We start from the raw sequence: 12,805 nt of genomic DNA on the forward strand, positions 1-12,805 counted from the left end.
GGCCGGCGCCCGGATCAGGTCCGGCGCAGATGGGTGACGTCCCCGGCGGAGACCGCCCGGCCACCGATGAGCAGCCGGCCGTTGTCGTCCACATCGGTGGCGATCCCGGTCACCGAGCCGCCGCCGGGCAACTCGGCCCGGACCTCCGCACCCAGCGTGGCGCACCGCTGCCGGTAGTCCGCCACCAGGTCGCCGAGCGCCCAGCCGCCGCGCTGCCATGCGGTGAACCGGCGGGCGAACTCGGCCAGAATCGCCGCCGCGATCTCGGTGCGGTCGATGCCGGTGGCGCCGGCCAGGGCCAGCGAGGTGGCGTGCGGCACCGGCAGCTCGTCCTCGGTGAGCGTGACGTTGAGCCCGGTCCCCACCACCACGGCGGGGGCGGGCACCGACGTCGCGACCTCGGCCAGGATCCCCGCCACCTTGCGCCCGTCGATCAGCACGTCGTTGGGCCATTTGAGCGCCGCCGCCACCCCGGCCGCGCTGCGCAACGCATCGACGACGGCGACCCCGGTGAGCAGCGGCAGCCAGCCGAGCGCGGCGGGCGTGATCGCCGGCAGCCGGACCAGAATCGACAACGAGATCTGCGCCCGCGGCGGACTCACCCAGGTACGCGTGTGCCGGCCGCGCCCCCGCTGCTGCGCCTCGGCGAGCAGCGCCCGGCGATCCAGGGCCGGGTCGGCGGCGGCCGCGGCAAGTAGATCGGCGTTGGTCGAGCCGGTCGTCTCCACCACATCGATACCGCTGTAGAAGGACAGTTCGGCGGTTCCGGTGCGCGCACGCAACCGGTCGAGGTCCAACGGAGGCCTGTTCACACACACAATCTAGCTGCGGTTTTTTTACTGACGGGTAGTGGTGCTGGCATTCCCCAGCCAGGTGGCACTGGTTACACTCGCCCCCATGACGAGTGTCCAGCAGCAGCCCGCATCCGGTTCGGCGGGCGAGCCCGATATCCACACCACTGCCGGCAAGCTTGCCGACCTGCGGAATCGGCTGGAAGAAGCGCAACACCCGGCGGGTGAGGCGGCCGTCGACAAGGTGCATGCCAAGGGCAAGATGACCGCCCGGGAGCGCATCCTGGCCCTGCTGGACGAGGGATCGTTCGTCGAGCTCGACGCACTGGCCCGGCACCGGAGCGTGAACTTCGGCCTGGAGAACAACCGCCCGCTGGGCGACGGCGTGGTCACCGGTTACGGCACGGTCGACGGCCGGGATGTCTGCATCTTCTCCCAGGACGTCACGGTGTTCGGTGGCTCGCTGGGCGAGGTGTACGGCGAGAAGATCGTCAAGGTGATGGACCTGGCACTCAAGACCGGCCGCCCGCTGATCGGCATCAACGAGGGTGCCGGCGCCCGGATCCAGGAGGGTGTGGTCTCGCTCGGTCTCTACGGCGAGATCTTCCACCGCAATGTGCAGGCTTCCGGCGTGATCCCGCAGATCTCGCTGATCATGGGCCCGGCCGCGGGCGGACACGTCTACTCCCCCGCCCTGACCGACTTCGTGGTGATGGTCGATCAGACCAGCCAGATGTTCGTCACCGGCCCGGACGTCATCAAGACGGTCACCGGCGAAGAGGTCACGATGGAGGACCTCGGCGGTGCGCACACCCATATGACCAAGTCTGGTGTCGCCCACTATGTGGCCTCCGGCGAACAGGATGCGCTGGACTACGTCAAGGATCTGCTCGGCTACCTGCCCAGCAACAACCGCGCCGAGGCGCCGCGATTCCCGGCGAGCGACCCGATCGACGGGGCGATCGAGGAGTCGCTGACCGAGGAGGACCTCGAGCTCGACTCGCTCATCCCGGATTCGCCGAATCAGCCGTACGACATGCACGAGGTGATCTGCCGGCTGCTCGACGACGACGAGTTCCTCGAGGTGCAGGCCGAGCGCGCGATGAACATCATCGTCGGCTTCGGCCGGGTCGACGGCCGCAGCGTCGGCATCGTCGCCAACCAGCCCACCCAGTTCGCGGGCTGCCTCGATATCGACGCCTCGGAGAAGGCCGCCCGCTTCGTGCGCACCTGCGATGCGTTCAACATCCCGATCATCACCCTGGTCGATGTGCCGGGCTTCCTGCCGGGGACCGATCAGGAGTACAACGGCATCATCCGCCGCGGCGCGAAGCTGCTCTATGCCTACAGTGAGGCCACTGTGGGCAAGATCACCATCATCACCCGCAAAGCATACGGCGGCGCCTACGACGTGATGGGTTCCAAGCATATGGGCGCCGATGTGAACCTGGCCTGGCCGACCGCGCAGATCGCCGTCATGGGTGCTTCCGGAGCGGTCGGATTCGTCTACCGCAAGCAGCTCAAGGAGGCCGCCGCCGAGGGCGCCGATGTCGAGGCGCTGCGCCTCGAGCTGCAGAACGAGTACGAGGACACCCTGGTGAACCCGTACGTCGCGGCCGAGCGCGGATACGTCGACGCCGTCATCCCGCCGTCGCACACCCGTGGCCAGATCGTGTCGGCGCTGCGGCTGCTGGAGCGCAAGATGGTGACCCTTCCGCCCAAGAAACACGGCAACATTCCGCTGTGAAAACGCGATATCCCGAATGAGCCGCGCACACTGAGAGCAACAACGCAACGGTTGATTGCCGCGTCTCCAACGGGAATGATTCGCGTCAACCGCGCTGTCATCGAGTACCACGCCATCCTCCGGGGCGACCTCCCGGAGACGGCAGGAAGGATCTGGCACTGTGACGACCGTGGCAGAAGAAGATGTGCTGACCGCCGCCGAACTGGACCTCGCCGTCGACCCGATCGCGGCCGAGATCGAGGTTCCGGCCGAGGCACCAGCCCCGGCGGCGGAGCAGGCCGCAGCCACCGGACCGGCGATCCGCATCCTCAAGGGCAACCCCACCGACGCGGAGATCGCCGCGCTGGTGTGCGTGCTGACCGCAGGCGCCGGTTCGGCGACGGAAGCCGATCGGGGCCCGGCCGATGCCTGGGGCAACCCCACCCTGATGCATCGCGGCACCTCGCCGTTCGCGCCGTACGTCTACCCGCTGCTCTCCCACCTGCGCTGACGCGGGTGAGCAGGCAATATCCGGACTGTTCCCCGAGCACATCCGCCGGGGACGGTCGGCGATTTCGAGCGCGGGGGCGCGCCCGGTGACGGCACTGGTGCTCGCCTCCGCTTCACCCGCGCGCCGGGCAGTGCTCCGGTCGGCCGGGATCGAGCCCGTCGTGCACGTCTCCGAGGTGGACGAGGATGCCGTCGCGGCGGCGCTACCGGCGGGCACCGCGCCCGACCGGGTCGTCGTGGCCCTCGCCCGCGCCAAGGCGACCGATGTCGCCGCCCGACTCGGCGACACACTCGGCGACTGCGTCGTGGTCGGCTGTGATTCCATGCTGCTGGTCGACGGGGTGCTGCAAGGAAAACCGCACGCACCCGAGGTGGCTCGGGCCCGCTGGGCGGAGATGTCGGGCCGCAGCGCCGATCTGATCACCGGCCATTGCGTACTACGGCTGCATGCGGGCGTGGTCGTCGCCGAGGCGGTGGACTGCAGCGCCACCACCGTGCATTTTGCGAAGCCCGAACCCGACGAGCTGGACGCCTACATCGCCACCGGCGAACCCTTGCAGGTGGCCGGCGCCTTCACCCTGGACGGGCTGGGCGGCTGGTTCGTCGACCGGATCGACGGCGATCCGTCCTCGGTCATCGGCATCGGCCTACCGCTGCTGCGCCGGCTCCTCGACGATGTCGGCGTCGGGGTGACGCAACTGTGGCGGAATCCGGCGGGCTGACGGCTCGATCCGGGGTTCGACAGTCTCCCCCACGGTCGCCGGGTCCGGCCCGGCGACCGGCACCCCGGTCGGTTCCGGAGCCTCTTCGGTGGCCGTTGCCCCGTCGGACGGCCGATCCCCCGCCAGCATCAATTCGAGTCGCGCGGTACACAGTTCCGGCTCCACGAACGGGTGCAGGCGGACATCCACCCGCCCGTTGGCCCCGTTGCGCTCCAGCACTTCCTTCATCAGCCCGGTGTGCACTCCGCACACCACTTCGGCGTGGGTGCGGGCGAGTTCGCGCAGCGGACAGGCGGTCAGCCGGATCTCCACGTGCTCCGGAGTCTGCACCGCCGGGTCCTTCTCCGGCGCGAAACCCAGTTCGGACATCAGCGAAATGGTGAGATCGCGGGCATCGGCCAGGGTCTGCACCGGCTGTTCCACCGTGTCGATGCGCCGTCCCCAGGCCTGTCCGGCCGCGTATGCCGCCGCCGACCGGCTGATCTCGTCGGGGCCGAGCTGATCGGCCAGCACCTGGGCGAGCTCCTGATAGCCGACCGAGCGTTGCACCGCCCGATAACCGATCCGGGGCCGGCCACGGCCGCGTGGCGGTTGCTGGAACTGCCGGACCAGCGACTCGCGGGTGAGCACGTCGAGGTGGAACCGTACCGTGGTGACATGCTGACCGGTGATCTTGGCGAGCTGCTGAGCATCGAGGGGCTCGCTGGCGCCACGCAGGATCGCGAGCAGTCGCCGCCGTGGCCAAGACTCGGACATAGCTCACCCCTCCTCTCCGGAGACTTTATCGGATATTCATGCGCTTTATTCGACCAATCGGCCGAATTGTGATTCGCACCTACTATCGCGGTACAGACAACTGTGCCGTATCCAATCCACCTCACGCGTTAAGGACCCCATCGTGCCCGTCGCACCGGATACCCACCCAGGCTTCGCGTCCTACGCACACCCACAACGATTGGTAACCACGGAGTGGCTGTCGGCAAACATCGGCGCGCCCGGCCTGAAGATCGTGGAAGCCGACGAAGACGTCCAGCTCTACGATATCGGGCACGTACCCGGAGCGATCAAGATCGACTGGCGAACCGACCTCGAGGACCCGGTCACCCGCGACTACATCGACGGCGCCCGGTTCGCCGAGCTGATGCGCACCCGGGGTATCCAGCGAGATGACACGGTAGTGATCTACGGCGACCGAGGCAATGCCCGGGCCGCGCACGCCGCCTGGCTGTTCACCCTCTTCGGCCACCCGGACGTCCGGCTGCTCGACGGCGGGCGCACCACCTGGATCGCCGAGGAACGCGACACCACCTTCGACACGGCCCGCGGGATCCAGGGCGACTATCCGCAGATCGATCGCGACGATCGCACCGCCCGGGCCTTCCGGGACGACGTGCTCGCCCACCTGGCCGGACCGTTGATCGACGTGCGGTCCGAGGCGGAATACGCCGGCGACTCGAACGACGCGGCCCAGCGGGGCGGGCACATTCCCGGCGCGACGAACATCCCGTGGACCCGGGTCTGCCATCCGGACGGCCGGTTCCGTTCCCGCGACGAACTGGACCGGCTGTACCAGGACCTGCCCGACGAGGTGATCGTCTACAGCCGGGTCGGCGAGCGGGCGGCGCACACCTGGTTCGTCCTCACCTTCCTGCTCGGCCGGAGCGGGGTGCGCAACTACGACGGCTCCTGGGCGGAATGGGGCAATTCCGTCCGCCTGCCGATCGCCGTGGGCACGGCGCCCGGAGCGGCGCCGCAGACCACGCCCGCGACCCGTTCCTGAGCCTGCACCGCGGCGCAATCACACGGCTGACCGGATTGTGACGCAGCACCTACTGCGCGGTAATCCCGGCCGAGTTCGAGCTGTGTTGGCAGACTGCCTACACTCGCCCGAGACGAAACATGTCGACCCGGGCGCGGAGCCTGCGCGGTGATCCGTTACCCCTCGGGGCAGCGGCACCGCTCGAGCGACCCATTCCCGCGAAGCGACCAAAGAAGATTGCACCAGGAGGCTCAGTGGCCAGCCATGCCAGCGCGCGGATCACGAAGGTACTCGTAGCCAACCGAGGCGAGATCGCTGTGCGCGTGATCCGGGCGGCGAAGGACGCCGGTATCGGCAGCGTCGCGGTCTACGCCGAGCCCGATGCCGACGCACCGTTCGTGAAGCTCGCCGACGAGGCGTTCGCCCTCGGCGGCCAGACGTCGGCCGAGTCGTACCTCGTGTTCGACAAGATCCTCGACGCCGCCGCCAAGTCGGGCGCCGACGCGATCCACCCCGGCTACGGGTTCCTGTCGGAGAACGCCGACTTCGCCCAGGCCGTCATCGACGCCGGACTCATCTGGATCGGCCCGTCGCCGCAGTCCATCCGGGACCTCGGCGACAAGGTGACCGCCCGGCACATCGCCGAGCGCGCGAACGCCCCGATGGCCGCCGGCACCAAGGACCCGGTGGCCGGCGCCGACGAGGTGGTGGAGTTCGCGAAGCAGTACGGCGTGCCGATCGCGATCAAGGCCGCCTTCGGCGGCGGTGGCCGCGGTATGAAGGTGGCCCACTCCATCGAGGAGATCCCCGAACTGTTCGAGTCGGCAACCCGCGAGGCCGTTGCGGCGTTCGGTCGCGGCGAATGCTTCGTGGAGCAATACCTGGACAAGGCCCGCCACGTCGAGGCGCAGGTGATCGCCGACAAGCACGGCAACGTGGTGGTCGCCGGCACCCGCGACTGCTCGCTGCAGCGCCGCTTCCAGAAGCTGGTCGAGGAGGCACCGGCCCCGTTCCTGTCCGACGAGGTCCGGGCGAAGATCCACGAGTCCGCCAAGCGCATCTGCCGGGAAGCGGGCTACTACGGCGCCGGCACCGTCGAATACCTGGTGCAGGGCGAGACCGTGTCGTTCCTCGAGGTGAACACCCGCCTGCAGGTCGAGCACCCGGTCACCGAGGAGACTTCCGGCATCGACCTGGTGCGCCAGCAGTTTCGCATCGCCAACGGTGACGCGCTCGAGATCACCGAGGACCCCACGCCGCGTGGGCATTCCTTCGAGTTCCGGATCAACGGCGAGGACGCAGGCCGCAACTTCCTGCCCGCGCCGGGCCCGGTCAAGGTGTACCGGGAGCCGGCCGGCCCCGGTGTCCGGGTGGACTCCGGTGTCGTCGAAGGCAGCGTGATCGGCGGCCAGTTCGACTCGATGCTGGCCAAGCTGATCGTCACCGGCGAGAACCGCACCCAGGCCCTGGAGCGGGCCCGCCGCGCCCTGGCCGAATTCGAGGTCGAGGGCCTGGCCACGGTCATCCCGTTCCACCGCGCGATCGTGTCCGATCCGGCCTTCATCGGAGACGGTGAGTCCTTCGAGGTCTACACCAAGTGGATCGAGACCGAGTGGAAGAACACCGTCGAGCCCTACACCGCGGGCGCGCCGGCCGAGGAGGACGAGGAACTGCCGCGGCAGAACGTGGTCGTCGAGGTCGGTGGCCGCCGGGTCGAGGTCTCGCTGCCCGGCCAGTTCAGCCTGGGCGGTGGCGCCGTCGGTTCGGCGGGTAACGGCGCCGTGCGCAAGAAGCCGAAGCCGCGCAAGCGTGGTGGCGCCGGCGGCGGGGCCGCCTCCGGTGATGCCGTGACCGCACCGATGCAGGGCACCGTGGTCAAGGTGGCCGTCGAGGAGGGCCAGACCGTGGAGGCCGGTGATCTGCTGGTGGTCCTGGAGGCCATGAAGATGGAGAACCCGGTCAACGCGCACAAGGGCGGCGTGGTCACCGGACTGTCGGTGGAGGCCGGCGCCGCCATCACCCAGGGCACTGTGCTCGCCGAGATCAAGTAGCTCGCCGAGACCGAGTAGCTCGCCGGGCTCGAACAGCCGGCCGGGTGAACACTCGGCGACAAACGAGACCGGAGCAGGCGGTGGCACGGATGCCACCGCCTGCTCTGTCGTATCGTGAACCGGTGACCAGTTCTTCCTCCCCGGTTCTGGAACTGATCCGGGAGCGCCACGTCTCCGGACATCGCGACGACGGCTGTCGGCTGGCGCTGGTGATCGAGGGCGGCAGCAGCCGCGGTGTGTATTCCAGCGGAATGGTTCAGGGATTGGAAGAGCTGGGCCTGGCCCAGGTCTTCGACGCCGTGTACGGCACCTCGGCAGGCGCGATCAACGGCGCCTGGCTGCTGTGCGGGCGGGCGCAGACCGGGATGCGCTCCTGGACCGACCCGGCGATCATGCGACGTGCCATCGACCCGGCCCGGATTCTGCGCGGTGGCCGGGTCTTCGACCTGAACTATCTGGTGAACGAAGTCTACGACGGCGTCGAACCGATGGACTTCGACGCCATCCTCGCGGGCCCGGCCACCTTCCACCCGATCGGTACCGACACCCGCACCGGCCGGCCGGTGGATCTGAACCCGCACATCGTCGACAAGGTCACCTTGAAGGCCGCCCTGCGCGCCTCCGCCGGCCTGCCGCTGCTGGCGGGCCCGCCGGTCCGACTCGGCGACGCCACCTACTACGACGGCGGGCTCGCCGAGAGCGTGCCGATCCGGACGGCCGTCGAGAGCGGGGCCACCCACGCCCTGGTGCTGCGCACCCGCCGCACCGACGAGCGGCGCCCACCCGCCCCGCTGCTGCATCGCCTGGTCGGCGGCGGCTACCTGCGTGCCACCGCGCCCGGCGCCTACCGCGCCTGGGCCGCCCGCCCGGACCAGCAGTCCGCCGAGGACGAGTTCATCGACTCCCGCGGCGATACCGTCCTGCAGATCCACCCACCCCTGGACGCCCCGCCGGTAGGCAGCGCCACCCGCGACACCACGCTGCTCACGCACGCCCTGCACTTCGGCCGGCGCAGCGTGCACGCGGCCTTGGCCCCCGCACTCGACGCAGCCTGAGCGACCGCCACCGGCGGCGGTCGGGTGGCGAACTGATCGCCCCGACGGCCACCGTGACCAGATACGTGCTCACCCGGCCTGATGAGAATCCCGAGTACCCCGGCACGCGATAATCATCCGGTGGAACCCATCGAGATCAATATCGGCGCGTGGTATCTGCGAGCGCTGCGGGCCGACGAGCGCATCGACGACCGCCCCGCGCTGGCCGACGGGGGGATCACCGACCCCGAGTACGTGGCCACCCGTGCCCGGCAGTGGGCGGACGAGACGCATCTGTCGTGGGCGGTGTGCGAGCCGACGACCGCGGAACTGGTCGCCGAGGTCGGGGTGACACCGGAGGGCGATATGGACGCGGCGCTTTCCGGCTGGTCCCGGCCCGGCGGGGAACCGGCGCTCGATGCCGCATTCACGGCGGTGGAACGCTTCGTCACCGGCGCACTGGGGCGCACACCGCACCGCGCGTGAGAACGGGCGCAGCCAGTCCGCTCGCGCAATCGCTCCCCTGGGGCAGCAACTGCCCGAACACCGCCCCCTCGGGCGGTGTGCACAGCTCGCCGCGAACTGCTGCAGGGCTGCACCGGACGATTGGTCGACAGCTGTTCACGTGCGAACGAATCACGGGCCCGCACCGCACGTCACTCCAGCCCGGTCAGCACCCGATCGATCGCGTCGAGGGCGCGGCCCAGTTCCTCCTCGGTGACGGTGAGCGGTGGGCGGAAGCGGATGCTGCGTTCACCGGTGCCCAGGATCAGCACGTGTTCCACCTCGCGCAGGGCGGCCACGACCCGATCCCGCAGTTCCGCGGTGCTGAGGGTGAAGGCGCACATCAGGCCGCGCCCGCGGGGGTCGGAAACGACAGCGGGATGCAGCTCGGCCAGTTCATGCAGCTGGCCGAGCAGATACCGGCCGAGCCGACGGGACTTCGGAATCAGATCGTCGGCTTCCAGGACCTCGAGAATGCGCCGCGCCCGCACCATATCGGTGAGATTGCCGCCCCAGGTGGAGTTCAGCCGGGAACCCACGGCGAAGACGTTGTCGGGTACCTCGTCCACCCGGCCACCCGCCATCACCCCGCACACCTGGGCCTTCTTGCCGAAGGCGACCACATCCGGCGCCAGCCCGAGCTGCTGATAGGCCCAGGCGCTACCGGCGGTACCGACCCCGGTCTGCACCTCGTCCAGAACGAACAGCGCATCGTGGGCGTGGCAGAGCTCCTGCATGCGCTGCAGGAACTCCGGCCGCAGATGCCGGTCGCCGCCCTCGCCTTGGATCGGCTCGGCGATGAAGCAGGCGATGTCGTGCGGGTAGGCCGCGAAAGCGGCACTGGCCTGGCCGAGGGCGATCGACTCCAGCGCCTCGACATCCGGTCCGGCGCCGAGATACGGCGTATCCAGCCGCGGCCAGTCGAACTTGGGGAAGCGGTCGGTCTTCACCGGATCGGTGTTGGTGAGCGACATGGTGTAACCGGTGCGCCCGTGGAAGGCGCCGGTCAGGTGCAGTACCCGGGTGCCCAGGCCGGGTGAGCGGCCGTGCCGCTCGTTGTGTCGGCTCTTCCAGTCGAACGCGACCTTGAGGGCGTTCTCGACGGCGAGCCCGCCGCCGTCGATCAGAAACAGATGTGGCAGCTGCGGATCGCCGAGCACCCGGGCGAAGGTGTCCACGAACCGTGCCATCTCGACGGTGTAGATATCGGAGTTGCTCGGCTTGTTCACCGCCGCCGTGGCGAGTTCGGTACGGAACTTCTCGTCGCGGGCCAGGGCGGGATGGTTCACCCCCAGGGCGTTGGATGCGAAGAAGCCGAACATGTCCAGGTAGGCGGTGCCGTCCCGGGCGTCGATGAGGGTGCGGCCGTGCGATTTGTGCAGGTCCAGCACCAGGTCGAACCCGTCGACGAGGATGTGTGCCGCGAGGATCTCGTGTACCCGGTTGGCGGGGGTGACCGCCGCGCCGGGGCGCTCCAGTTCGATGGTCACCCCACCGAGCGTACGCAAAATTTATCGAGCACTCCACGAAGTGGTGGATTTGTTACGGCAGATCGTTACCTGTCATAGAATGTCTGCAGGATGATGGTGCTGCGGGTCTGTACATTGGCAGTAGCCCGGATCTCCTGCAGCAGTTGCTCCAGGTGCCGCGGGGAGGCAACCCGCACCAGCAGGACGTAGCTCTCCTCCCCCGCCACCGAGTGGCACGCCTCGATGCCCGGGATGTGCTGCAGCAGTGCGGGTGCATCGTCCGGCTGGGACGGGTCGAGAGGAGTGATCGCCACGAATGCCGACAACAACTGGCCCAGTGCTTCGGGGTCCACAAGCGCGGCGTATCCGCGGATCACCCCGCGCGCTTCGAGCCTGCGCACCCTCGACTGCACCGCCGATACCGACAGACTGGCCTTTTCGGCCAGATTCGACAGGGTGGCGCGACCGTCGGCGACCAGTTCCCGAACCAGCAGTCGATCGATTTCGTCGAGTGGGGGTCTGCCCGGTGTCTCCGCCATTGGGGGAGGCTAACTCAGGTCCGGCCGCTCGTGGCCGAAACGTCCACTCGTTCACGTCCACACCGCACCCGAGGTTGTGCGCGGTACCAATACTCCCGCTGAGCGGATGGAGCAGCAGATGAACCGGACCGTCACCGACCACTTCACCGAACAACTTTCGCTGCGCGCCCGCGCGCTCCTGCACGCACTGGGCGCCGAGGAACCGGAATCCGGTGAGCTGGTGGCCCGCACACCGATCTCCGGCGGCCCGCTGACCAGCCTCGAGGTCACCACCCCGGCCGCATGTGATGCCGCGATCGCCCGCGCCGACAACGCATTCCGCACCTGGCGGACCGTCCCCGCCCCGCAGCGGGCCGAGGTGGTCCGGCAGTTCGCCGAACTCCTGCGCCGGCACCGCGGCGAACTGGGTGAGCTGGTCACCCTGGAGGTGGGCAAGATCACCGCCGAAGCCGTGGGCGAAGTCCAGGAGATGATCGACGTCTGCGATTTCGCGGTGGGCCTGTCCAGGCAGCTGTACGGGCGCACCATGCCGTCGGAACGGCCCGGTCACCGGCTGATGGAGACCTGGCATCCACTCGGCGTGGTCGGGGTGATCTCGGCATTCAACTTCCCGGTCGCGGTCTGGGCCTGGAACACCGCGATCGCCCTGGTGTGCGGGGACACGGTGGTCTGGAAGCCCTCGGAGACCACCCCGCTGACCGCGCTGGCCTGCCATACTCTGCTCCGCCGTGCCGCGGCCGCCGCAGGCGCGGATCCCGAAGTACACCAGCTGATCCAGGGCCCGCGGGAGGTCGGCGAACGGCTGGTCGACGACGCTCGGGTCGCCCTGCTCAGCGCCACCGGGTCGGTCGGCATGGGCCGCGCGGTGGGCCCCCGGGTGGCCGCCCGGTTCGGGCGCTGCCTGCTCGAACTGGGCGGCAACAATGCCGCTGTCGTGACGCCCACGGCCGATCCGGATCTGGCGGTCCGCGCCATCGTGTTCGCCGCCGCCGGCACCGCGGGGCAACGGTGCACCACCTTGCGGCGGCTCATCGCGCACCGATCGGTCGCCGAATCGCTGACCGCACGCCTCGCCGGGGCCTACCGGCAACTGCGCGTGGGCAATCCGCTGGACGAGCACACCCTGGTCGGACCGCTCATCCACGGCGACGCCTACGCCGCGATGCAGCAGGCCCTCGATCGAGCGCGCACCGAAGGCGGCGAGATCGTCTGCGGCGGTGAGCGCGTGGAGCTGATCGGCCCCGACGCGTTCTATGCGACCCCGGCGATCGTGCGGATGCCCGCCCAGACCGCACTGGTCCGCACGGAGACCTTCGCGCCGATCCTGTACGTGCTCGAATACGACGACCTCGACGAGGCGATCGACCTGCACAACGCCGTCCCGCAGGGGCTCTCGTCGGCCGTCTTCACCGGCGACCAGCGGGAGGCGGAGCGCTTCCTGGCCGCCGACGGCTCCGACTGCGGGATCGTCAATGTGAACATCGGCACCTCCGGCGCCGAGATCGGCGGCGCATTCGGCGGGGAGAAGCACACCGGTGGCGGTCGGGAATCCGGCTCGGACGCCTGGAAGGCGTATATGCGGCGGGCGACGAACACGATCAACTACTCGACCGGGCTACCCCTCGCCCAGGGCATCGAATTCGGTGGCTGACCTGCCGGTTTGGGTGTCCGACCACCGGCGTGTAAAGTTGTCTTTGCAA

Annotated in this window: 12 protein-coding genes; 8 read left to right on the forward strand and 4 right to left on the reverse strand. The window is 69.2% G+C overall.

All coding sequences use genetic code 11. The features are described from left to right. Positions 1-14: 14 nt before the first annotated feature. On the reverse strand, positions 15-812 hold the full coding sequence (locus tag AC1HFH_RS22290) for a biotin--[acetyl-CoA-carboxylase] ligase (protein ID WP_480244729.1): 798 nt from the start codon (positions 810-812) through the stop codon (positions 15-17). A gap of 85 nt (positions 813-897) precedes the next feature. On the opposite strand from AC1HFH_RS22290, the gene AC1HFH_RS22295 reads away from it, so the two are divergent. The 3 genes from AC1HFH_RS22295 to AC1HFH_RS22305 all read left to right on the forward strand — a co-directional run bounded on the left by AC1HFH_RS22295 (position 898) and on the right by AC1HFH_RS22305 (position 3,749). Continuing rightward, positions 898-2,538: an acyl-CoA carboxylase subunit beta gene (locus AC1HFH_RS22295; RefSeq protein ID WP_480244730.1), complete on the forward strand. Its 1,641-nt coding sequence runs from the start codon at positions 898-900 to the stop codon at positions 2,536-2,538. Between the two features lie 160 nt (positions 2,539-2,698). Beyond that, positions 2,699-3,028 carry an acyl-CoA carboxylase subunit epsilon gene (locus AC1HFH_RS22300; protein ID WP_480244731.1) on the forward strand — a complete coding sequence of 110 codons (330 nt, stop codon included), beginning with the start codon at positions 2,699-2,701 and terminating at the stop codon, positions 3,026-3,028. Positions 3,029-3,113: 85 nt separating this feature from the next. Further along, positions 3,114-3,749: a Maf family protein gene (locus AC1HFH_RS22305; RefSeq protein ID WP_480244732.1), complete on the forward strand. Its 636-nt coding sequence runs from the start codon at positions 3,114-3,116 to the stop codon at positions 3,747-3,749. Here the strand turns inward: AC1HFH_RS22305 and AC1HFH_RS22310 are convergent. Then, entirely contained in the window at positions 3,675-4,505 is an 831-nt protein-coding gene (locus AC1HFH_RS22310; RefSeq protein WP_480244733.1) for a helix-turn-helix transcriptional regulator, read from the reverse strand. The two genes, AC1HFH_RS22305 and AC1HFH_RS22310, sit on opposite strands and share 75 nt — an antisense overlap. A 142-nt stretch (positions 4,506-4,647) precedes the next feature. Between AC1HFH_RS22310 and AC1HFH_RS22315 the strand changes: the two genes are divergently transcribed. From AC1HFH_RS22315 to AC1HFH_RS22330, 4 genes are all read left to right on the forward strand, one after another. Next, the gene (locus tag AC1HFH_RS22315) at positions 4,648-5,529 is read left to right on the forward strand and encodes a sulfurtransferase (protein ID WP_480244734.1); all 882 of its coding nucleotides are present in this window, start codon (positions 4,648-4,650) and stop codon (positions 5,527-5,529) included. Between the two features lie 233 nt (positions 5,530-5,762). Next, positions 5,763-7,559 carry an acetyl/propionyl/methylcrotonyl-CoA carboxylase subunit alpha gene (locus tag AC1HFH_RS22320; RefSeq protein ID WP_480244735.1) on the forward strand — a complete coding sequence of 599 codons (1,797 nt, stop codon included), beginning with the start codon at positions 5,763-5,765 and terminating at the stop codon, positions 7,557-7,559. Between the two features lie 122 nt (positions 7,560-7,681). Beyond that, on the forward strand, positions 7,682-8,614 hold the full coding sequence (locus AC1HFH_RS22325; protein ID WP_480244736.1) for a patatin-like phospholipase family protein: 933 nt from the start codon (positions 7,682-7,684) through the stop codon (positions 8,612-8,614). 120 nt (positions 8,615-8,734) lie between these two features. Beyond that, positions 8,735-9,079: a hypothetical protein gene (locus AC1HFH_RS22330; protein ID WP_480244737.1), complete on the forward strand. Its 345-nt coding sequence runs from the start codon at positions 8,735-8,737 to the stop codon at positions 9,077-9,079. Between the two features lie 170 nt (positions 9,080-9,249). Here AC1HFH_RS22330 and lat read toward each other — a convergent pair whose 3' ends face one another. Together lat and AC1HFH_RS22340 are read right to left on the reverse strand one after the other, a co-directional pair. After that, on the reverse strand, positions 9,250-10,587 hold the full coding sequence (lat, locus tag AC1HFH_RS22335; protein ID WP_480244738.1) for an L-lysine 6-transaminase: 1,338 nt from the start codon (positions 10,585-10,587) through the stop codon (positions 9,250-9,252). Between the two features lie 65 nt (positions 10,588-10,652). Next, on the reverse strand, positions 10,653-11,105 hold the full coding sequence (locus AC1HFH_RS22340; RefSeq protein ID WP_480244739.1) for an Lrp/AsnC family transcriptional regulator: 453 nt from the start codon (positions 11,103-11,105) through the stop codon (positions 10,653-10,655). A gap of 106 nt (positions 11,106-11,211) precedes the next feature. Between AC1HFH_RS22340 and amaB the strand changes: the two genes are divergently transcribed. Continuing rightward, positions 11,212-12,756 carry an L-piperidine-6-carboxylate dehydrogenase gene (gene amaB / locus AC1HFH_RS22345; RefSeq protein WP_480244740.1) on the forward strand — a complete coding sequence of 515 codons (1,545 nt, stop codon included), beginning with the start codon at positions 11,212-11,214 and terminating at the stop codon, positions 12,754-12,756. The last annotated feature ends 49 nt before the right edge of the window (positions 12,757-12,805 follow it).

It is taken from the genome of Nocardia sp. KT25-26, from assembly GCF_056627695.1.